Source organism: Fusobacterium sp. (assembly GCF_032477075.1).
Classification (GTDB): domain Bacteria; phylum Fusobacteriota; class Fusobacteriia; order Fusobacteriales; family Fusobacteriaceae; genus Fusobacterium_A.
Genome location: NZ_JAWDXO010000001.1, coordinates 117,324 through 140,863, shown reverse-complemented (window position 1 = coordinate 140,863; position 23,540 = coordinate 117,324). Strand labels below are relative to the sequence as shown.

The 23,540-nt window shown below is 27.8% G+C and carries 20 protein-coding genes; 9 read left to right on the top strand and 11 right to left on the bottom strand.

What is annotated here, in order from left to right:
• Window positions 1–46: 46 nt before the first annotated feature.
• Window positions 47–1,066, top strand: a complete 1,020-nt coding sequence (locus tag E6771_RS00655; RefSeq protein ID WP_316088882.1) for a site-specific integrase — start codon at window positions 47–49, stop codon at window positions 1,064–1,066.
• A 652-nt stretch (window positions 1,067–1,718) separates the two neighbouring features.
• Window positions 1,719–2,021, top strand: coding sequence for an FMN-binding protein (locus E6771_RS00650; RefSeq protein ID WP_316088881.1), 303 nt, complete (start codon window positions 1,719–1,721; stop codon window positions 2,019–2,021).
• A 58-nt stretch (window positions 2,022–2,079) separates the two neighbouring features.
• Here the strand turns inward: E6771_RS00650 and corA are convergent, their stop codons facing one another.
• Window positions 2,080–3,120: a magnesium/cobalt transporter CorA gene (gene corA, locus E6771_RS00645; protein ID WP_316088879.1), complete on the bottom strand. Its 1,041-nt coding sequence runs from the start codon at window positions 3,118–3,120 to the stop codon at window positions 2,080–2,082.
• Between the two features lie 156 nt (window positions 3,121–3,276).
• Window positions 3,277–4,446, bottom strand: a complete 1,170-nt coding sequence (locus E6771_RS00640; RefSeq protein WP_316088878.1) for an ROK family transcriptional regulator — start codon at window positions 4,444–4,446, stop codon at window positions 3,277–3,279.
• Between the two features lie 189 nt (window positions 4,447–4,635).
• Between E6771_RS00640 and E6771_RS00635 the strand changes: the two genes are divergently transcribed.
• From E6771_RS00635 to E6771_RS00615, 5 genes are all read left to right on the top strand, one after another.
• Window positions 4,636–5,811: a galactokinase gene (locus tag E6771_RS00635; protein ID WP_316088877.1), complete on the top strand. Its 1,176-nt coding sequence runs from the start codon at window positions 4,636–4,638 to the stop codon at window positions 5,809–5,811.
• Window positions 5,811–7,331, top strand: a complete 1,521-nt coding sequence (gene galT, locus E6771_RS00630; RefSeq protein WP_316088876.1) for a UDP-glucose--hexose-1-phosphate uridylyltransferase — start codon at window positions 5,811–5,813, stop codon at window positions 7,329–7,331. The genes E6771_RS00635 and galT overlap by 1 nt, the downstream gene beginning before the upstream one ends.
• A 59-nt stretch (window positions 7,332–7,390) precedes the next feature.
• The gene (galE, locus tag E6771_RS00625) at window positions 7,391–8,380 is read left to right on the top strand and encodes a UDP-glucose 4-epimerase GalE (RefSeq protein ID WP_316088874.1); all 990 of its coding nucleotides are present in this window, start codon (window positions 7,391–7,393) and stop codon (window positions 8,378–8,380) included.
• 104 nt (window positions 8,381–8,484) lie between these two features.
• Entirely contained in the window at window positions 8,485–9,201 is a 717-nt protein-coding gene (locus E6771_RS00620) for a response regulator transcription factor (RefSeq protein WP_316088872.1), read from the top strand.
• 15 nt (window positions 9,202–9,216) lie between these two features.
• Entirely contained in the window at window positions 9,217–10,950 is a 1,734-nt protein-coding gene (locus tag E6771_RS00615; RefSeq protein WP_316088871.1) for an ATP-binding protein, read from the top strand.
• Between the two features lie 68 nt (window positions 10,951–11,018).
• Here the strand turns inward: E6771_RS00615 and E6771_RS00610 are convergent, their stop codons facing one another.
• Genes E6771_RS00610 through E6771_RS00595 form a run of 4 tightly spaced genes read right to left on the bottom strand, consistent with a single transcriptional unit; the run spans window position 11,019 to window position 14,674 of the window.
• Window positions 11,019–12,497 carry a tripartite tricarboxylate transporter permease gene (locus E6771_RS00610; protein WP_316088869.1) on the bottom strand — a complete coding sequence of 493 codons (1,479 nt, stop codon included), beginning with the start codon at window positions 12,495–12,497 and terminating at the stop codon, window positions 11,019–11,021.
• Window positions 12,498–12,508: 11 nt separating this feature from the next.
• Window positions 12,509–12,937, bottom strand: a complete 429-nt coding sequence (locus tag E6771_RS00605) for a tripartite tricarboxylate transporter TctB family protein (protein WP_316088868.1) — start codon at window positions 12,935–12,937, stop codon at window positions 12,509–12,511.
• Between the two features lie 8 nt (window positions 12,938–12,945).
• Window positions 12,946–13,920: a tripartite tricarboxylate transporter substrate binding protein gene (locus E6771_RS00600; protein ID WP_316088867.1), complete on the bottom strand. Its 975-nt coding sequence runs from the start codon at window positions 13,918–13,920 to the stop codon at window positions 12,946–12,948.
• A gap of 43 nt (window positions 13,921–13,963) precedes the next feature.
• Complete coding sequence (locus E6771_RS00595) at window positions 13,964–14,674, bottom strand: MgtC/SapB family protein (RefSeq protein ID WP_316088866.1); 711 nt, start codon at window positions 14,672–14,674, stop codon at window positions 13,964–13,966.
• Between the two features lie 292 nt (window positions 14,675–14,966).
• Between E6771_RS00595 and E6771_RS00590 the strand changes: the two genes are divergently transcribed.
• Window positions 14,967–15,410 carry a hypothetical protein gene (locus tag E6771_RS00590; protein ID WP_316088864.1) on the top strand — a complete coding sequence of 148 codons (444 nt, stop codon included), beginning with the start codon at window positions 14,967–14,969 and terminating at the stop codon, window positions 15,408–15,410.
• Between the two features lie 230 nt (window positions 15,411–15,640).
• Window positions 15,641–17,089 carry an SLC13 family permease gene (locus E6771_RS00585; protein ID WP_316088863.1) on the top strand — a complete coding sequence of 483 codons (1,449 nt, stop codon included), beginning with the start codon at window positions 15,641–15,643 and terminating at the stop codon, window positions 17,087–17,089.
• 51 nt (window positions 17,090–17,140) lie between these two features.
• Here the strand turns inward: E6771_RS00585 and E6771_RS00580 are convergent, their stop codons facing one another.
• From E6771_RS00580 to E6771_RS00560, 5 genes are all read right to left on the bottom strand, one after another.
• The gene (locus E6771_RS00580) at window positions 17,141–17,854 is read right to left on the bottom strand and encodes an MgtC/SapB family protein (RefSeq protein ID WP_316088862.1); all 714 of its coding nucleotides are present in this window, start codon (window positions 17,852–17,854) and stop codon (window positions 17,141–17,143) included.
• Between the two features lie 225 nt (window positions 17,855–18,079).
• Entirely contained in the window at window positions 18,080–19,351 is a 1,272-nt protein-coding gene (locus tag E6771_RS00575) for a 2-hydroxycarboxylate transporter family protein (RefSeq protein ID WP_316088860.1), read from the bottom strand.
• 223 nt (window positions 19,352–19,574) lie between these two features.
• Window positions 19,575–20,117: a LemA family protein gene (locus E6771_RS00570; protein WP_316088858.1), complete on the bottom strand. Its 543-nt coding sequence runs from the start codon at window positions 20,115–20,117 to the stop codon at window positions 19,575–19,577.
• 40 nt (window positions 20,118–20,157) lie between these two features.
• Window positions 20,158–22,017 carry a DUF2207 domain-containing protein gene (locus E6771_RS00565; RefSeq protein ID WP_316088856.1) on the bottom strand — a complete coding sequence of 620 codons (1,860 nt, stop codon included), beginning with the start codon at window positions 22,015–22,017 and terminating at the stop codon, window positions 20,158–20,160.
• Between the two features lie 20 nt (window positions 22,018–22,037).
• Window positions 22,038–23,537 (bottom strand): carboxypeptidase M32, encoded by a 1,500-nt coding sequence (locus E6771_RS00560; protein WP_316088854.1) that lies wholly within the window; start codon window positions 23,535–23,537, stop codon window positions 22,038–22,040.
• Window positions 23,538–23,540: the final 3 nt, after the last annotated feature.

Sequence of the window (23,540 nt, the reverse complement as noted above, 5' to 3'; positions counted from 1 at the left end):
TTGTATTATATCACACCTTGGTTATTTTATAAAGGAGCGTGATTATATGAAGAATCCAAATGGCTTTGGAACTGTCTATAAAGTTACTGGAAATAGACGCAAGCCTTGGAGAGCTATTAAAACAATAGGCTTTGATATCTGCAAAGGTAGACAGATTAGGAAAACAGTTGGATACTTTGAAACTAGAAAAGAAGCACTAGAAAACCTTATAACTTTTAAATTTGATCCATATAATATTGAAGTTGAAAATTTAACTATAGATGATATTTATAACAGATGGAAAGAGATGCACTTTAAAAAACTCTCAAAGCTTTCACAGAGCAATTATGAAAGCAACTATACACATTTTAAACCTTTAAAAGATAGAAAGATAGCACAACTCAAGACAATGCACCTTCAAGAGTTTATGAATAATCTTGAGTTATCAGAATCTAGTAAAAGAAACATAAAAAGGATGCTCAACCAATTATTTAAGTATGCTTTAAAATATGATATAATAGAGAAGGATTATACCCAATTTATAGAGTTAGGAAAGGTTGAAAAGATACTTGAAAGAAAAATCTTTACTGATGAGGAAATAACTAAGCTTTGGAAATATAAAGAATTAGAATGGATAGATACAATACTAATTATGATATATACTGGTATGAGAGTGGGAGAACTTTTAACTATTAAAAATCAGGATATAGACCTTGAGAATAGGACTATAAGAGGTGGAATAAAAACAGAAGCAGGAAAGAATAGGCTTATTCCTATCAACATGAAAATACTGCCATTTATCAAAGCCAGAATGTCCCTAAGTAATGAATATCTTATTATCAGTAAAAAAGAAAAAGAATTATCTTATCAAACATACTCAACATACTTTAAAAAATTGATGGATAAATTAGATATGGAACACACTATTCATGATTGTAGGCATACCTTTGCTAGTTTATTGAGTAATGCTGATGCAAACAAAGTATCAATAGCTAAAATTATTGGGCACAGTAATTATGATATGACTGAAAAGATTTATACTCACAAAGATATTGAGGAGCTTAAAAAAGCCATAGATTTAATTTAAGATTTGGGTACTATTTGGGTGCAACCTACAAAGTTTTATACGATTTTATACAACTTTATATGGTTTATCTGTTAAATGAAAGCTAGGAAATACAGTGTTTTCTAGCTTTTCAATAATCAGAAGGTAAATTACCTTAATTTATACATTTTTGCAAGTTTTCTTCATAGTATTTAAACACAAATAAAATATTTTTTATTGCTTTTTTTCAAAATTTATTGTATATAATAACTATATGCTATCCATCATTTTAACTTTCTTTTTAAGATGAGTATATTAAAATAAAAAATCTATTATAAATTTTGTAGATATTTTGTTAAGTTAATATTACTTTTTGAAGTCATTGATAAAGATATAAATTTTACTAAAATAATATTTTCCATTAAAAATGTTAAAATTTACTTATTTTATCTAGAAAAAGTCACTATGAAAATCTTATTACAATAATTTAGAAGAATATTGATTAGTTGTATTAAAAAGTAAGAATTTTTAGATATCAACTATCTTCTTTAAAGCTCTTTTAGTAAAACATACTCTGAATAAAGGAAAACTCTTTTAATTAGAATCAGAAAAATTTAAAAACAGCTGTTCTAGCTATTATCTTTATTAATTTCTTTATCTTAAACATTACTTAAAATATATTAGGAGGAACAAAATGAAAAAATTAATTATTTCTGCTTCATTAATTATATCTTCAATTGTTGTTTTTGCAGCTTCAGAAGGTATAGGATTTGGATACAAAGATGAAATCAAAGTTTCTGTTGAAAAAGATGGAGATAAAATTATTGCTATAAAAGTTTTAGAAATGAAAGATACTAAAAGAATAGCTGAGCCAGCTATTGAAAAACTAACTTCTGAAATTATAGCTAAACAATCTGTTGAAGTTGATGATGTAGCAGGTGCTACTTATACTTCTCAAGGATTTAAAGAAGCTGTGGCAGATGCTTTAAAAAAATAATAATTTTTTGTAAAAAACAGCTATCAAAACTTAATAGCTGTTTTTTATCTTCAGCCTTTTACCACCAGTTCTTTCTTTTAAAAAATAAAGTCATTCCTGCAACAACAATAAACATTAATCCCAAGATAAAATAATATCCATATTCCCAAGATAGTTCAGGCATATATTGAAAATTCATTCCATAGACTCCAGATAAAAAACTCAAAGGTATAAAAATAGTAGATATAGTTGTCAATATTCTCATTATTTCATTCATATTATTTCCTATTGATGAATGACAAAGTTGAATTAAATCACTACTTCTATTGTAAATTATTTCTATACTTTCATAGACAATAGTTCCATGATCACGAAGATCTTTTAAGTATATATTCATACTCTCATCAAAATAATCAATATTTGAAATTTTTGTTAAAATTTCCTTAATAGGCATAACATTTCTTTTAAATTTTGAAATTTCTTTTTTTAAATTTATAATATCTTCTATAATTTTTTTAGATGGATTCTTGATTATTTCCTCTTCCAAAATTTCCATTCTTTCTTCAAAATTTTCTAAAATTAAAAAATAATTATCTACAATAATATCAAGAAGTGCATAAGTTAGATAATTTTCCTTTTTCTTTCTTATTTTTCCTATTCCTTTTTCTATTCTTTCTTGTAAATTTTCAAAAATATTTTCAGATTTTTCTTGAAAAGTTATTAAATAATCTTCTCCTAAAATGAAAGATATCTGTTCATATTCAATTTCATTAGTTTTTTTATTTAAATATATCAACTTTAAAAAAATAACTATATATTTATCTCTCTCTTCAAATTTTGGACGTTGATTTATATTTAAAATATCTTCCAATATTAAATTATCTATTTCATAAAGAACTCCTATTTTTTTTATTAACTCAACATCATGTACTCCTTCAATCACTATCCAATTTACAAAACCTTTTTCATTAAAAGAAAATAACTCAGTAAGAGAATTCTTGATTACTTTTTTTACAGTTCTATCATTATACGAATAAAAGGTGATTTTAATTCTCTCATCTTTTAGTTCCCCTGTATATACAAGAGTTCCTGGTGCCAATCCAACTTTTTTATTTTTCATATAACTCTCCCTTAAAATATTTTATTTTAATTTTACTTTTTATTTTTTCTATTCCTTTAAATTTATTAACAATTATCAGTGAAATTAAATTGTTCTATTTTAATAAAAATTAACTTTAAAAAACTGCAGATATAACTGTTATCTGCAGTTTAATTTTTATATTTCCTTAAATATATTGTAGTTAGCTACAGCAAATGGAGAAAGTTCATAAATATTATCAGAAAATTCTGAGACTTTTATTTCATAATTTTGTTCATCTAATGTTACTTTTTTTATTTCATTGACAAGTGTTTTTAATAAGAAACTGCTCTTAAATATAGCACCAAAAAGAACTATTTTTTCAGGATTAATTACCGAAATTATTCCATCTATAGCATGGGCAGTAAGATAAATAGCTTCATTCATTATATTTAGAGTAAGCATATCCTTCTCTTTCACAGCTTTTATTATATCTTCCATATTTAATGTTCCTTTTTCATTGAGAATATTCTTAAGACTACTGTAATTATTTAACTTTATTTGAGAGATTATTTTTTTAATAACAGCGACATTTGACACTTCAGTCTCCAGACATCCTCTTTTTCCACATGAACATTTTTCTGAACTATTTCTTTTCACCACCATATGTCCTAGTTCCCCTGAAATAGATCCATATCCTTTATAAAGTGAATTATTAAGAAAAATACTTCCTCCAACTCCATCTCCTATACTTAATACAACAAAATTATGTTTGTCCTTACAAGAACCAAATATTTTTTCAGTAAGGGCCATACCTCTCACATCATTTTCTATAAAAACTCTTTTATTGAACTTTTTTTCTATTAATTCTTTAAGTTTTATATTTTTCCAATTATAATGTGGAGAAAAAATAGATATTCCAGTTTCACTCTCAACCATTCCATTCATTATAATAGATATTATTGATATTTCCTTATTTCTATTCAATTCTTTTTTTATAATAGTTTCAACCGTTTTAAGTATGTTATTTTCTTTCATTAATAACTTTTTCTCTAATGAATACTTTACAGTTTTTAATACTTTGCCATTTATGTCTCCAATAGATACTTGAATAAATCTTGGTGCTAGTGATATCCCCAAAATCATTCCTATATTTTCTTCATTTATTCTTAATATAAGAGGTTTTCTCCCACCAGTAGAAATTCCTTCACCATATTCTTTTATAATTCCTTTTTTTAGAAATCCATTTACTATTTTTCCGATTCCTGCTGGGGTAATATCCAGCTCTTTAGCTAACTCTATTCTTGAAATTCCATTGCTGTTTTTTATGAATTCCAAAGTTTTTATCTTTGCACTTGCTGTTTTCATATTTCTCCCCTTTCTTCTATATATTTATTATACAATATTTTTCAGAAAAATTCAAAATCTTATTTTACTAAGTTTATAAAGTTAGATCATTTTTTCATAATTTTAGTTGTTAAAAATGATTTATACTATATACTTATATTAAGATAGATTAGATTTTTAGAAAAGAATTTGTGGAGGTTGAATATAATTATGATAAAAGATTTAGTACAGGATTTTAAAACTTTATTTAATTATTCTGGAACTGTTGAAGTATTTTTTTCTCCTGGAAGAGTAAATCTCATAGGAGAACATACTGATTATAATGGTGGATTTGTATTTCCCTGTGCTTTGGATTTTGGTACTTATGCTGTTATAAAAAAAAGAGAAGATAAAGTTTTTAGAATGTACTCTAAAAATTTTAAAAAATTAGGAATAAAAGAGTTTTCATTAGATAATCTTGTAAATATTCCATCAGATAATTGGGCCAATTATCCTAAGGGAGTAATAAAAACTTTTATAGATGCAGAATATAAAATAGATAAAGGATTTGATGTTTTGTTCTTTGGAAATATTCCAAATGGTGCTGGACTTTCTTCTTCGGCTTCAATTGAACTTCTTACATCAGTTATTTTAAAGGAAATTTTTAATCTTAATATAGATATGATAGAAATGGTGAAGCTTTCTCAGAAAGCTGAAAATAATTTTATAGGAGTGAATTGTGGAATAATGGATCAATTTGCTATAGGAATGGGTAAAAAAGACAATGCTATCCTTTTGGATTGTAATACTCTTGAATATCATTATGCTTCTGTAAAATTAAATGGTGCATCAATAGTTATAGCTAATACAAATAAAAAAAGAGGTCTTGCTGATTCTAAATACAACGAAAGAAGAAACTCTTGTGAAGCTGCAGTTAAAATCTTAAATAAAAATGGAATACATATAAAAAATCTTGGAGAACTTACTGTTGATAAATTTGATGAAGTAAAGCATCTTATAACTGATGAAGAACAGTTAAAAAGAGCAACTCATGCAGTAACTGAAAATGAAAGAACTAAAACTGCTGTTGAAAAATTAAATTCTGGTGATGTAGAGGCTTTTGGAAAACTGATGAATCAATCACATATTTCTTTAAGAGATGATTATGAAGTTACAGGGTTTGAATTAGATTCTTTAGTAGAAGCCGCTTGGGAAGCCAAGGGTGTAATAGGAGCCCGTATGACTGGAGCTGGATTCGGAGGATGTACTGTAAGTATTGTTAAAGATCAATTTATAGATGAATTTATCAAATCAGTTGGAGAAAAATATAAAAACAAAACAGGGTTAACTGCTGATTTCTATGTGGCTAAAATTGGAGATGGAAGTAGAAAGTTAGGTGATTTTTAATGAATATATTTGAAGAAATAAAAATGCTTTTAACTTATGGTATAAAAAATGACCTTATAGGAAAATATGATGAAATCATCTCAAGGAATGAAATCATATCTCTTTTAAAACTTGAAGAATGGAAAGATACAGATATATCTTCAAAGATTATTCCTGAATATCCAAATAAAATATTGGAAAATATTTGTAATTGGGCTGTTGAAAAAGGAATAATAGAGGATACTGTTACTACCAGAGAGCTTTTTGATACTGAAATAATGGGAAAGATAACTCCCTCTGCTACTCATGTAATAGATAAGTTTATTAAAATATCAAGTCTTGGGGGAATAAAAAAAGCTACAGATAATTATTATGAATTTGCTCAGAAAACTAATTATATAAGAACAGATAGAATAGCCAAAAATATGCATTGGTACTCAAATACAGAATATGGAGATATGGAAATAACTGTAAATCTTTCTAAACCAGAAAAAGATCCAAGAGATATAGCAAAAGAAAGACTTCTTCCACTATCATCATATCCAAAATGCCTTTTATGCTATGAGAATGTTGGATATACAGGGAGAATAAATCATCCTGCCAGACAAAATCATAGAATACTTCCATTTTTTTTAGAAGGGGAAGAATGGTTTCTTCAATATTCACCATATGTTTATTATAATGAACATGCTATTGTTTTTTCAAAGGAACATAGACCTATGAAAATAAATAAAGATACTTTTAGCAGAATAACAGCTTTTGTTGAACAAGTTCCACATTATTTCATAGGATCAAATGCAGATCTTCCTATTGTTGGAGGTTCTATTTTAAGCCATGATCATTATCAAGGAGGGCATCACGAGTTTCCAATGGCAAAATCTCCCATAGAAAAAGCATTAATTTTTAAAGGGTTTGAAGATATTGAAGCTGGTATAGTTAAATGGCCTATGTCAGTTATAAGAATAAAAAGTCATAATAGAAAAAAATTAGTTGAACTTGCTGTAAAAATACTTGATAATTGGAGAAAATATAATGATGAATCTTTAAATATTTATGCATTTTCTGATGAAATTCCACATAACACTATTACTCCTATTGGAAGAAGAAGAGGAAAAGATTTTGAACTTGACCTTGTACTTAGAAATAATAAAACAACTGAATTATATCCTTTAGGCATATTTCATCCACACGAAGATGTACATAACATAAAAAAAGAAAATATAGGTCTTATTGAAGTTATGGGACTTGCTGTTCTTCCTGGAAGACTGAAGGAGGAGTTAGAAATACTTGAAAGATATATGACAGAATCTGATTTTAAAACTAAAATCAAAAATGATACTAAAGTTGAAAAACATCTAGAATGGGCTATTAATATTAATAAAAAATATCTGAAAATAACTTCTGAAAACATAAAAAATATTTTAAAAAATGAAATTGGTATAACTTTTTCCAGAGTTCTTGAAGATGCTGGAGTATTCAAAAGAAATATTGAGGGACAGAATGGTTTAACAAGATTCATTGAATACATTAATATTAATTAGGTTAAATTTTTTTTAAAGATGATGTATAATATAGAAAACTATTTTCTGAGGAGGATAAAATGGCAATTTTAGTTTGTGGTGGAGCTGGATATATTGGAAGTCATGTTACCAGAGCTCTTATTGATAGTGGAGAAGAGGTTATAGTTCTTGATAATCTTCAAACCGGTCATGTTGATGCAGTTCATGAAAAAGCAAAACTTGTCTTGGGTGATTTAAGAGATAATGAATTTATGGAAAAAATATTTAATGATAACAAAATAGATGGTGTAATTGATTTTGCTGCTTTTTCTTTAGTTGGTGAAAGTATTGAAGAGCCTTTAAAATATTTTGAAAATAATTTTTATGGAACTTTATGCTTATTAAAAGCTATGAAAAAATATAATGTTAACAAAATAGTTTTCTCATCAACAGCAGCCACATATGGAGAACCTGAAAATATACCAATTCTTGAAAGTGACAACACTTTTCCTACCAACCCATATGGAGAAAGTAAACTTGCAGTTGAAAAAATGTTCAAATGGTGTGATAAAGCTTATGGAATAAAATATACAGCTTTAAGATATTTCAATGTTGCTGGTGCTCATCCTACTGGTGAAATAGGAGAAGATCATAGTCCAGAAAGTCATCTTATCCCTATTATACTTCAAGTAGCTCTTGGAAAAAGAGAACATATTGGAATATATGGAGATGATTATCCCACTGCTGATGGTACCTGTATCAGAGATTACATTCATGTAATGGATCTTGCTGATGCACATATTCTCGCTCTAAAAAGATTAAATAATGGTGGTGAAAGCGAAATATTCAATTTAGGTAATGGAGAAGGATTTTCTGTCAAAGAAGTTATTGAAGTTGCTAGAAAAGTAACTAAACATCCTATTCCTGCAGTAGTCTCATCTCGAAGAGCTGGAGATCCTGCTAAACTTGTAGCAAGTTCTGAAAAAGCTATGAAAGAATTAAAATGGAACCCTAAATATAATACACTTGAAAAAATAATTGATACAGCTTGGATATGGCACAAAGATCATCCAAATGGTTATCAAGACTGATTTCAATAATAAGAAAGCTGAACTGCTATAAGTTCAGCTTTTTATTATTATCAAAAATATGCTATAATAATTTTAAAATATTTAACTTTAGCAGGAGGCTTTACATGGGGAAAAAAATCTTAATTATAGATGATGAAATACACATCTTAGAGTTATTAAAGTTAAATTTAGAAATTTACGGATACGAAGTCTTTACACTTGATACTGGAAAAGAAGCAATGTCTTTGATAGAAGAAATAAATCCTGATATTATTCTCTTAGATTTAATGCTACCTGGAATGAATGGAATTAATATTTGTAAACGAATCCGAAATAATTCCTCTTTGAACAAAATAAGAATATTAATAATCAGTGCAAAATCTGAAGAAATAGATAAAATAGTCTGCCTTGAAATTGGAGCAGATGACTATATCACAAAACCTTTTAGTCTAAGAGAAATAGTTGCACGTATAAATGCCTTTTCCAGAAGAATAGAAACTGATTTATCAACTATTTACAGTGATTCTTCTTTGGATAAAGAAAATTATATGTATTATAAAGATTTAAAAATAGATTTGATAAAAAATATAATTTATAAAAACAATATTCCATTAAACCTTACTATCAGAGAATTTAAGCTTTTTATCTTTCTTTTTAAGAACAAAGGAAAAGTTATATCTAGAGAAAAAATATTTGAATCAGTATGGAATTATGAAAATGACAATCAAACTCGTTCTTTAGATGTTCATATAAGAAAATTAAGACAAAAATTGGGAGATGAAAGTAATTCATACATAGAAACAATTCGTGGAATAGGATATAAAATTCCTGACAATATATAAATCTAGGAGTACATTATGAAAAGAAAATTTCTTCTTATATGTTTTTCATTAATATTAACCAGTACTTTAATTGTTGGACTTATCTTTAATAAAATGATTAAAGATAACTATATCCAATCTATTTTTTTAAATGGAATATCTAATAGTAAATTGATTAGTGTTTTTTTATCTGAAAATAAAAATGCTCACTTGTATCTCTATAAGCTTTCTCAATCTTTTTCAAAAAAGACTGATTTTAGAGTAACTTTCATTAATGAAAATGGTATTCCTATTGCTGATTCTAATGATAATAGTGTAATTTTTACCTCTTTTGAAAATGTTTTTGAATTCCAAAGAGCTAAAAGAGGAATTACTTCTTACAGAGTAATAAAAAATAATCCAAAAAAAATTAAAACTATTGAAATTTTTACTGGAGCAATTTTTCTTAATGATAAACCTATAATTATTATGCTGTCTAAAGATTTGATACTTTTTGATGATTTTAAAAAAGAAACTATTCTTATCATATCATTAGGAGTAACTTTTTCTGGAATATTATCTATTATTTTATCGATTTACTTTATCAATAAAGCAACTAAACCAATTGATCTTCTAATTAAAGCTGCTAAAGATACTGCAAAAGGAAACTTCAGTAATTCTATTATTATAAACTCCCATGATGAAATTGAAGAACTAGCTGAAAATTTTAACTATATGAATTTCAAAATAAATACACTATTAAAAGATATACAAAAAAAGGCAGATAACCTTCAAGCTATTATTGATAATCTACATGAAGGAATTATTGTAATTGACTATTTTGGAAAAATTATTTTAATAAATAATATTGCAATTAAAGAATTTCAACTTCAAAAAAAATATTTAAATATTTTTTCATATCCTGAATTAAATTTTTTTAATGAATATCTAAAGAAATCTCTTGCTAATAAAAAACCTTTTAAAAATAAAATCAGTAAAGATAAAAATATTTATCAGATAAAAACAAACTTTATGAAAGATGGAAGTGAACAAGTTATTATTATAATTCAAAATATTACAAAGCTTGAACTAGTAGAAGAGCTTCGCAAAGAATTTGTATCAAATGCCTCCCATGAATTAAAAACCCCAATTACTATTATAAGTGGATTTATTGAAACTATAAAACTGGGACATTTTAAAGATAGAGTGCAGTTAGAATATTTTATAGATATTATAGATAGAGAAACTCAAAGATTAAATCACTTAATAAATGATTTATTGAAACTTTCACATATAGAAAATTCTTCTAGATCTTCCAAAAATATATATACAATTTCTTTAACAAATACTTTCAATACAATTATCTCTCTTTATAAAAACATAGCTATAAAAAAGAATATAATTATAAATACAGATATTGAAAATATAAATATTGTATCCTATATTTCAGAAGAATGGCTAAGAACAGTGATTGGGAATTTAATTGACAATGCTATCAAATATAGCGATTCTTCAAAATCTATAAATATTAATGCCTTTATTAAAAATTTAAAATTAATTGTATCTATTGAGGATTTTGGATATGGAATTGAAAAAAATGAACTTAAAAAAATATTTCATAGATTCTATCGAGTTGATAAATCACGAAATAGTAAAATAGAAGGAACTGGTCTTGGTCTTTCAATTGTTAAAAATATGATTTTGAATATGAAGGGAAAAATTAAAGTTAAAAGTGAAGTTAATAAAGGTAGTACTTTTATTATAACTTTAAATATTTTTAAAACTGAATAATTTACAAAAAGAGGGTGCTAAAAACTTACTTAAGTTCAAATACACCCCTTTTTAATTTAAAATATATTTTACTTTTCTTTTTGTAATTTTGCCATTACTATTGGTGAAAATAAAGATAGTATTGTAAATATTATTAAAACTTTTGATACTGAACTTTTAAAAAGTATATTTATATTACCATGATTTAATATTATAGATCTTCTTAACCCAGCTTCTCCTATTGGTCCTAATATCAACGCCAAAACTATAGAGGCTGAATTTAATTGAAATTTATTAACAAGATATCCTATTATTCCAAATACAAACATAATTGCCACATCAGTCATCTGATTATTTATAGCATATGACCCAATTACACTTAATGAAAAAATTAGTGGAATAAGGTAATTATCAGGAACTCTTGATATTTTGGCAAATATTTTTGAACCAGTCAATCCTAATAACAACATAAATATATTAACCACTATAAAACCAGCAAAAAAAGTATAAGTTATTTTTCCGTGAATAGTAAATAAATCAGGTCCTGGTTGTAATCCTTGTATTAACAATCCTCCTAAAAGAACAGCAGTTACACTTTCACCTGGTATTCCCAATGTGAATGTTGGAATTAATGATCCTCCTGTTACAGCATTATTGGCTGCTTCTGCCCCAGCTATTCCTTCTATACTCCCATGACCAAATTCTTCTTTATGCTTTGAAAATCTTTTAGCCTCATTATATCCTAAAAATGATGCTATACTTGCTCCTGCTCCTGGAAGTATTCCTATAAGATTTCCTATTACAGTTGATCTAAGAGTTGTAGGAAATATCTGTTTTAATTCTGCCCTGCTTAAAAGAACTCTATCATCAAAATCTATCATTTTTCCAGAAGCTTTTATTTTCTTTTCAGCTAGCATCAATACTTGTGACATAGAAAATAATCCAATCAATGAAGCTGTAAATGGTACTCCTGAAAGAAGACTTGGTATTCCAAAAGTGAATCTTGGATTTCCAAGCATTGGGTCCATTCCTATTGTAGATATCATCAATCCTAGTCCACCTGAAATAAGTCCTTTTGTTATTGACTTTGTACTTGCTCCTGCTATTATTGTCAAACCAAATATTGATAACCAAAAATATTCAGCTGGGCCAAACTTTAATGCAAGAGTTGCTAATGTTGGAGCGAATAAATATAAAGAAATTGAACTTAATATTCCACCTATAAAAGAAGCTATTACAGCTGTTCCTAATGCTTTTCCTGCTTTTCCTTGCATTGTAAGTTCATATCCATCAATTGCAGTTGCTGCTGCTGCTGGCGTTCCTGGGGTGCGAATAAGTATAGCTGATATTGACCCTCCAAAAATAGCTCCACAATAAACCCCTGCCAATACTATCAATCCTGTTGAAGCAGGCATTCCAAATGTTATTGGAATAAGAAGTGCTACCCCCATTGCAGCAGATAGACCAGGAAGAGCTCCTATTGTTATTCCAATAGCTACACTTACACATGCCGCTATTAAGTTTATTGGGCTGAGTGCTGTCATAAATCCATATAATATATCTGACATAATCTCCTCCTCTAAATTAAAAATCCGCTAGGTACTGGTACTTTCAAGAAAGCTACAAATACCAAATAAATAAGAATACAAAATGCTATACTAGTAATAGCACTTAATTTAATATTTGCTTTCAGCCCTATCATTGCTACCATTAAATAAATAAATGTCGTTACAAAAAAACCTAATAATTCTATTAAAAAAATATATATGGCAGAAATTATTATAATAAATAAGAATTGCTTCAATTGAAGATCTGCAAAAAGTTTTCCTCTATACTTTTCCTTAGATGTAAAACTTCTTATTCCTAACATAATAGTCAAAACAATTAACAATATACATACAAACATTGGATACTTAGCTGCATTTTCTGGTAATCTTTTTATCAAAACAAAATAAAATGTTTCCAATATCAACAACCCTATTGTCAATATTTTATCATATTTGCCCATTAGTCCTCCTATATTCCTAATTTAGGTACAATTTCCTTTATGTATAATTCTTGTTCATCTATATAATTTGTAAGTTCTTCAGGTGACATGTATTGTAAAGGAAGATTTGAATTATTAGATTTCTCTATATTTTCTGGTGCTTCTAAAGCTGTTTTAAATGTATCATGTAATACTTTTATTATTTCATCTGGAGTTCCTTTAGGAGCTACTATAGCACGAGCTGAACCAAATAAAACATTATATCCTTTTTCCTTTAAAGTAGGTATATCAGAAAAATTCTCCAATCTCTTTTCAGTAAATGTAGCTAAAATACGTAATTCATTATTTTTAACTAAATTTCCAACTTCACTGATTTTTGCCACTGTTGCATCTACATGATTTCCACGAAGAGCTGCAATCATATCTGTACTTCCTCCAAAAGGAACATGAGTTATTTTTACTCCAGCCTCATATGCAAAATGAGCTGCCCCTATGTGATTAGATGCTCCAGTACCGTTATTTGAAACTGTTAATGTATCTGGATTAGCTTTAGCGTCCTCTATAAAATCTTCCAAAGTTTGCCACTTACTGTCTGCTTTAACTGCTAAAACTCCTGGATCAAAAACATGATTCATTATGGCTGCTGCATCTTCTTTTTTAAAGTTTGTTTTTCTTTGCAGAGGTATACTTACAAAAGTAGGGAGATTTATAAATCCAATTGTATATCCATCAGGTTTTGCTTTTAATAATTCTGTGTATCCAATTTCTCCATCTGCCCCTGGTTTATTAACTATAACAAAAGGTTGGGAAAATGATTTTTGAGCTTCTGAAATTAAAATACGTGCTCCTACATCTGTTCCTCCTCCTGCTTTATATGCAACTATAACATTTACTGACTTATTTGGATATTTTGCAGTTGCTTCTGTTTCTTTTTCTTTTCCACAAGCTCCAAATAAAATTGCTGTTGTTAATAATACTCCAAATAATTTAAAACCTTTTCTCATGATTCATCCTCCTAGATATTTTTTAACTTAAAAATCTTTTTATTTAAAAGTCTCTTATTTCAGAGATACTTTTTAAGGTTGATAGTTCAGATGTTAAATCTAAAAGTGTAAAATGTTTTGGTATGATAAGAGTGAATAATATTTTTTTTTCTTTTAATTCTTTTTTCAAATTTTTTATTTTAATATTATAATTCTTAAAAACTTCATATGTTTCCTGTAAATTAAGCCCCATGTTTCTTTCATCATTGTAAATGATTTCTATCTTCTCTATAAACTTCTTTTCAATTAATGAAACTTCCAATTTTTTTAAAGTAACAAGAACAATAATAACTGCTATTCCTGCAGGTATTGCTATATTATGAAATCCCCATCCTATGCCTAATCCTATACATCCTGTAGCCCATATTGATGCTGCTGTAGTAAGTCCACCTATTGTTTTCTTCTCTCTCATTATAGTTCCTGCACCTAAAAATCCTATTCCGCTTACTACTTGAGCTCCCATTCTTCCCAAATCTGTTTTTAAAACTTGTGTTACTATTGGAGTTTCCATAGCAAATTTTACTATATTGATTCTAAGTTGGTCCTGAGTTAAAGTAACTAATGCTGCTCCCAAGCAAACCAATATATGTGTTCTAAATCCTGCTGGTCTATTATTATATCCTCTTTCATATCCAATTACTCCTCCAATAATTACTGCCATGAAAATTCTTAAAGCTATATCTTTTATATTGAGATCTAATGTAAATTCAACCAAAGTAATCTACCTCCATTTCCATTAACATAATTAACATTTTTAACATAAATAATTATAAACCATTTAAATATAAAAATCAATAAAAATGTTTTATTTTATATCATAATATTCTTTTATTATAATTAATTTCTATTTTTAATCCTAATAAATTTCAGATTATTTTTTATATATAATCTCCATTTTTTATTTCTTAATTTTCTTTTTTTCTTAAATAAGAATCTTAGCTTTTAATTTGGAAAACTTTTTTACCTATGCTATAATATAAATACTTTACATTTATGGAGGAAGCAAAATGAAGAAACTTTTACTGCTTATTTTTTCAATAATATTGCTGAGCAGCTGTTATAAAAAGGAAAGAGAAGTAGATATCTCTAAAAAACAAGAAAGAAATGGAATAGTTTATATAATTAATGAAAGTGAGGCCTATTCTGGAAAAATTTTAAGAAAATATGACAACGGGCAAATCCTTCTTTTAATGAGTTATAAAAACGGAAAACTTGATGGAAAATATCTTCATTTCTATAGAAATGGTCAAATATATATAGATAGCGAATATAAAGATGGGAAACTTAATGGCCCATATAAAAAATATCATTACAGTGGACAAATTCTTTTAGAAGCCAGCTATATTTCTGGAGAACCTGATGGAATCTATTTAGAATATTCAAAAGAAGGTGAAAAAATTAAAGAGATAAAATATGATAAAGGACTTATTTTAGAAACTGTACAAGAATAATCTTTTATTTCCAATAATTTTATTATTATACCTTTACTACAGTATATTATATATACTATTTTCTATTTTTTCACAATATATGGACGATAACATCGATTTTAAAACTATCAGGAGTGAAATACTCCTGTTTTTTTAATTTAATATTGACAAGAAAGCCTTATAAGGATATAATTTTCAACAACTCTATTCATATTTAGAATATTTTTATCCAAAATAAAGGGGGAAATTTTATGTCTGCTAAAAGTGTAAAAAGATATTCATATATCTTTATTGCATTAATTTTAATTTTATTTGTAAAATACCTTCCACTTCCTGCTGGAATGAACTCATTAGGAATGAATGTAATTGGTATATTCTTAGGCAGTCTATTATTATGGCTTACTGTCGCTATTGACTGGCCTAGTTTGTTATGTATAACTGCAATAGGACTAATTCCTGAGATTGGATTTAAAAATGTTTTTTTAAGTTCCTTTGGAAATGAAACTTTTGCTTTTTTAATGTGTACTTTTCTTTGTACTCATGTTTTGGCAGAAACTCCATTTTTAAAAAGATGTGCTGTTTCTTTTATAACAGGTCCTATAGCTAAAAAAGGTCCTTGGCTTTTTGTTATGTCTTTTATTTCAGCTATTATATTTATAGGCTGCTTTGTATCTCCATCTGTCCTATTTGTTATTTTCCTTCCAATATTAGAAAAAATCAATGAAATATTAGGAATAAAAAAGGGGGACAAAATAGGAAAAATGCTTATGATCAGTCTTGCTTTCTGTGTATCCATTGCTGCTGGAATGACTCCTATCGCCCATGTATTCAGTATTATGGCTATGGGATTTTATACAACTGCCACTGGTCTTACTATAGGATATGCTGAATATATGGCCTTTGCTGTTCCTGTGGGAATTATTTGTACAGTTTTTTTAATTCTTATATTCAGGTTTATACTTAATCCAGATATGACAAAAATTAAAAATATAGATGTATCTGCTTTAAAAAATGAAATAAAACCTATGGAGAAAAAAGAAAAAATTGTCCTTAGTATATTTTGCATAATAGTTGCTTTATGGGTGCTTCCTAGTATATTGAAGCCTTATTTTCCAATAATATGTAAAAAGATTTCCTCTATGGGAACTGCTATGCCTCCTATGCTTGGAGTTATATGCTATTCCATAATATCTTTTGATGAAAAACCTGTTTTAAACTTTGCTGAAGGAATGAGAAAAGGAGTTCAATGGTCAAGTATTATAATGGCTGCTGGGACTCTTGCATTAGGCAGTGCTATGACAAATCAACATGTAGGACTAGCTCACTATCTTGTAGAAACTCTAAATCCCATTTTAAAAGAAATAAGTCCTATGCTTCTTGTACTTGTATTCACATTGTGGGCTTGCATTCAGACAAACTTCTCATCTAATATGGTTACTGTTACAGTTGTTACCACTGTAGCCATTCCATTAGTACAAGCTACTAATGGAACAGTATCAGCTCCAGCAATAGTTTCCATTATTGGAATGATGTCAGCTTTTGCTTTTGCTACACCTCCAGCTATGCCGCATATAGCTATAGCCATTGGATCTGAATGGGTAGAATCTTCTGATATGTTTAAATATGGATTTATTTTTATGCTTATTGCTGTTATTGTTACTATCTTCATAGGTTATCCAATAGCTTCAGCTCTCATGTAGGAGAAAAAAGGATGATACATAAGTTAATTTTAACTTTAGTATCATCCTTTATTATTTAATTATCTTAATTGATGTTACTTCCTTATTTTTAGAAAATTCAGATGTAAGGTCTAAAATACTATATTGTCTTGGAATAACAAGTGTGTATAATATTCTATTTTCATTGGGATCTTTTTTCATACTTCTTACTCTTATACTAAATTCTTTAAATATCTCATTAGTATTGGAATAATACATTCCATTATTAATTTCTGAATCATATTCTATCTCTATTTTTGAAATTGTTCTATCATCTATAAATCTTCTTTCTACTTTTTTTAGTGTTATAAGAACTAAAAGAACTGCCACTCCTGAAAGAAAAGACATGTTATAGAATCCCCATCCTACTCCAAGACCTATACATCCTGTCACCCATATAGAAGCTGCTGTTGTTAAACCGCCAATAGTTCCTTTATCTCTCATTATAGTTCCTGCTCCTAAAAATCCTATTCCGCTAACTACCTGAGCACCAATTCTTCCTAGATCAGTTTTTATAACCTGAGCTACATTTCCATTTTCCATAGCAAATTTGACTATATTTATTCTTAAATGGTCTTGTACCATAGAAACTACTGCTGCTCCTAAACATACAAGAATATGAGTCCTAAACCCAGCAGGTCTATTATTATGACCTCTCTCGTATCCTATCATTCCACCAATAACTATAGACATCCCTATTCTTAAACCTATTTCATATACACTAAGGTTCATGGTAAAATTATCCATCAAGTATCCCTCCTTTTTATATATTTAATTATTTTCTTTAAATTTTTTACTTATGAATCTATTTCTAAAATACTAAATATATATTTTTACATAATAAAACATTTTTCTATAAAAATCAATATATAAATATTTTATTTAAAACTATCTTTGATAAAAAAATAGAGAGAAATCATATTTATTGTTTAGATCTCTCTCCATTATACTATCTTTTAATTATTTTTAACTTCAAACAAATATATTTATTAGAAGTGATGTAAGTAAAAGCATAAAAGCTCCACCTATTCTTGATGAAATTTGAGAAAAAGGCATAAGTTCCATTCTGTGAGCTGCTGACATTACTGCTACATCTCCTGTTCCTCCCATATTTGCCATACATAATCCTGCAGTTATAGAGCCTTCTATTACATAAAATCCTATCAAATGCCCAACAACAGCTGTCCCTATAATAGCACCTATAACTGTTGCTGCAACTAATAAAAGATATATAGGACTAAAAGCTTCTATCACTTCTTTTAAACTTGTATAAGCTACTCCTATTCCAACCAAAAGTGCTGATGTAAAATTTTTCATTATAAAATTAAACCACTTAGCACAGCATTCTTCATAATAATCACTTACCAAACCTAGTATTTTTGCAATTGCCACTGATATTATCATCAATGCATAAGCATGAATAGGTATAAACTTACTTAAAGTATTTCCAAAAATAAAAAATGATGTAGCTATAAGAAGCCCCATTCCTAGCTCTTCATATTGAAGTGGAGTATGTTTTCTTTCTTCAGTCATTCCAGCATCTTGAGATTTCAAAAGTTTTCCATTTCCTGTAAGACTTGGAAACCTCTTTCCCAACTTATCCAATAACCCTGCTGATACTATTGCTAAAGCATTACCTAATGCTACTGCTGGAACCATAACTGCTAATAATTCTGTTGGTTGTTTATTGAGAGCTTGTCCAAAAATTTGTGATAATGGTACTGCTCCAGCTCCCATTCCTCCACCCATTATAGGAATAGCAATATAAAACACAGCATTAACAAAGCCATATCCTGAAATATATCCTATCACTCCAGTAAGAAGTATTGAAACAGCTACTCCACCAATAATAACTGGAAGATATCCCATTGCTGCTTTTATTAAAAGTTTTCTATTCATTCCCATAATACTACCTACTATTAATGCAGCAATATAAAAATCAAGAAAACTTTGTGTTGTCATAAAATCTTTAATTATTTTTATTTCATTATCTGGGATAATATTGTAATAAACTAATGCTGCTGAAGCAAATATTATAACTATTGGTCCTCCTCCAAGATAATCTTTTACTATTGGAGTTTTATTACCAATATAATCTAAAATAGCCCCTATGATTATCATAACAGGAAAAGCTCCAAGCATTCCTTTTGGAAGCTTTCCTAATGCTGTTGCTGCTATAAGTACTATAACAATTGGAATAAAATATTTCATTTCCAAGCCTGCAAGTTTAAACTTTTTTTCCATAAAAATCCCTCCCAGTATTAAAGTTTTTATAAATTTAAATCTACTTTATACTATCCTTTTTACCTCTAAAAGTCAACTATTTGAAATATTTTATTTTATAATGTTTATTATTTTATAATTATATATTTTAACAGCCTTTTATAAAAATAAAAAGCTTCCTCAATTAACTAAATAGATTTAACTTTTTATCTGCCTAATTTTTATAGGAAGCTCTATTTTGTAATTAAAATTTAACTTTAGGTACTTCTTTTGCTCCTTCATCTGCCTTAAACAGAGGTTCTTCTGTAAATTTAAATATTCCTGCAAAAATACTTGCAGGTATCATTTTTATACTTTGGTTATACAAAGTAACTGTATCATTATAAAATTGTCGAGCATATCCAATCTTATCCTCTATGTCTTTTAATTGCTTTTGTAAGTCCATAAAATTTGTATTTGCTTTAAGATCAGGATAACTTTCTGATACCATCATTAATCTGCTTAAAACTCCACTTAATTCTCCATTTGCTTTCATTTTCTCATCTATTGTAGAAGCAGTAGTGTAACGTGTTCTTGCTGAAATTACAGCATCCAGTGTTTCTTTTTCATGTGTGGCATACCCTTTTACTGTCTCCACTAAGTTAGGTATCAAGTCTACTCTTTTTTGAAGTTGAACATCTATTTGACTCCAAGAATTTTTAACTCTTTCATGAAGTTTGACAAATTTATTTTGATATGATACAGCCAAAAGAATTAATAAAACAATAACAACTATAAAAATTATCATATTTTTACTCCTTTAATATTTATATTTTATAAAATTTTATTTAGAAAGCTCCGCCTCCACCACGGCTTCCCCCTCCGCCAGAAGATCCTCTGCTAAATCCTCCTCCACTACCACTTGAAGAAGATCTTGTAGATTTTGCAACTTCTCTCATAGAACGAGATGCAGCCTTTACTGTTGAACTTTCCATTGTTCTGAAAGCTCGGCTATAAAGATATGTATTCATAAGAGATGTTCTGTTTCTTCCAACTCTTAGATTAACATCATCCTCACCTCTTAATGCAGCTATTTTTTTATACCCAGCAGCTACTTTTTCAGCTACTCCTAGAGCTATTGCATAGACAAAATAATGTTCCCATAAATGTATTGAAGCCAGTTTTGCTTCTTCCAGATTACTGTAATCAACAAGAAACTTTTTAAAAGCTTTCCATCTAGAATATGCTTCTTCTTTTTCTTTACTTGGTCTGCTTATTACTGATGCAAATATTATTAATGGCATTCCTAAAAAATTAAATAACATAAATTTAGGATCTTGGAATATAACTATAAGTACCATTCCACCAATGAATAAAATTATCCCTGTTAAAACTCCAAGCGCTACAGCCAATGTATTTCTTTTATCCTGTTTCAAACCTTTTGCAAGCATGTCTGTATATACTAATGTTTTCCATTTTTCAAAGTTAGCATTAAATTTTTTAGCATTTGTAAGATTTTTAGAAACATATTTCTCTATATCTTCCAAAACTACCTTTTCTCCATCTCCAAGTTCATTTATATACCATTTAAAAACTAGCTTCTCATAATCCTTTAATTGAGAAGTTCCTTCATTTATCTTTTTTAATATAGTTTTTTTAATAGTCTTCCCTTTTGGATTAACTTCATTTATTTCATTCATTTCTAAATAATCTTTTCTTACCAAATCCATTACTGTAGCAAAGAGATGCTCCGGAGCTGGATACATTTTTCTTGATACTAATGTTCCTGCAACTGCTGGAGTATAGTCATCTGGAAGTTCTCTAAAATATTCTCCATAAGGATTAACTACTTTATATTTTTTACCATTTTTTAAGTAAATAAATATCATTAAAAACAGCCACCAGAGTATCCCACTATAAAAAATAAATCTATTTAATATAATTCCTCTTACTGCACTATCTCTTTCTCTATTTGATTCCTCTGCTAGTCTTCCTTCCATAGCCATTATACTTTCATAGCCTTTTGTTTTTTTTATATAATTTGGATTTATTTTACTAACTACCTCTTTTGGAAAAAGAATATTGGTTTCGACAAATTCTCCTGATCTATAGTTTTTTAAAGTAAAAAATATTTCATTTCCACTTAATATTTCTATATTCCCAGTAAGAGGTCCATGTCCAAAAGCATGTATTTCACTTTTTTCTACTTCTTTAGAAAGTATCACTTTTACTGAAACATCTTTTATATTATTTTGCCATCCTCTTCCTACCATTTTCCTATTAAATTGTGCTATATCTTCATATACAGTCACTCCTTTAGGGAGAATATATCTGAATCCAAAATATCTTTTTTCATTTCTCATAGGAGAATAGAGCTTTATTTTATAAAGTTCATCACTTGTTGTCACTGTATATGAGCCTGAAGATGTTCCTTCTTGATTTATTGCTGAAGTAAATTCTCCATTCTTTTCATAAAAAACTTCTAGAGATTGTAATTTTCCATATCCTTTAGCATCAATATTATATAATACTCCATTTATTTCACTAGCATTATATAAAACTATCTCTTCAATAATTACTGATCCATCTTCTTGTATTTTAGCTGTTATATCTAAGCTATCTATCTTATATGATGGTGCTGAAAATATAACAAAAAAAACAGAAAAAAACATAGTTATAATCAAATAAATTTTTTTAAACCTTTTCAAAAACTTCCCCCTCCTATTATTTAATCAAGATTATATATTTTTGAATACTTTTCTTTTAAATATTCTATGTAGTACTTTGGTTCAAGTTCTTCTCCTGTTACCTCCTGAATAAGCTCTCCTGTTTCTCTCAATTTACCATAAATATGTATCTTATCTCTCAACCATCCTTTTATTCTATCCAATTTACCATTTTCAAGAAGTAAATCTACAGCCATGTCTTTTTTCATAGTATTATATAATTGAGCTGCATATACATTTCCTAATGCATATGATGGAAAATAACCTATGAGTCCACATGCCCAATGTACATCCTGCAATATCCCTTCTCTATCTGTTTCAGGTACTATTCCTAAATATTCTTCCATTTTTTTATTCCATACTTCAGGGAGATCATCTATTCCTATTTCTCTATTAACTATTCCTTTTTCTATTTCATATCTAATCATTATATGAAGTGAATATGTAAGTTCATCTGCTTCTGTTCTTATAAAGGAAGGTTCTACCTTGTTTATATCTCTATAGAGTTCTTCTATCTTTATTTTCTTTAAGAATGGAAATATATCTATATTTTTATCATATATTCCTTTCCAAAAACTAATACTTCTTCCTATCATATTTTCATAAAATCTTGATTGTGACTCATGAAGCCCCATAGAACCCCCAGTAGCTAAAGTAGTTCCCAGTAAATCATCTCCAATCTGTTGTTCATATATCCCATGCCCAGTTTCATGAATAGTACTAAATATTGAGGAAAAAGGAATATCTTCTGTATATTTAGTAGTAAGCCTTACATCATTTTTATCTAAGTTCAATGTAAATGGATGTTCACTTTCTGCTACTACTCCTCTATCAAAATCAAATCCCAAATATTCACTCAAAAATCTATTAAATTTTTTCTGTTCACTAATAGTTACCTTTTCATTTATATACGATTTTTCATTAATTTTCTTTTTTTCCATTATTTTTTTTAAAAGTGGAACTATTTCTGCTCTTAATCCACTAAAAAATTCATTCAATTTTTCTGTAGTCATTCCCTTTTCATATTCATCTAAAATTATATCATATATTTTTTTATCTTTTTTTCCTTGATATTCTGCAAACTTTATATTAAATTCAAATATTTTTTTCAAATTTTCTTTAAACATTTTAAAATCATTTTTAGCTTTTGCTTCTTCCCATATCCCTTGAGTTTTAGCAGTTAATTCTGAATATTCTTGATACTCATGAGGAGGTATTTTACTTATTTTTTCTATTTCTTCAGCCATATTATCTATTTCTTTTCTTTGAATATCATCTAAATCTTTTTCATTTTCTTTTAAAAAGTTAACAAGGCTCAAAAATTCTTCTGATGTAACAATATTATAGCCTTTCATACTCAAATATCCTACCATTTCAGAAAGAAGTTCTTTTCCTTTCCTTGGAGTAGTTGTTTCCAAATCCCACTGTAATATTCCTAATGATGAATCTATAAGTTTTTTTTCTTTAATTAATTCTCTAAATCTTTTTATTTCTTTTTTCACACT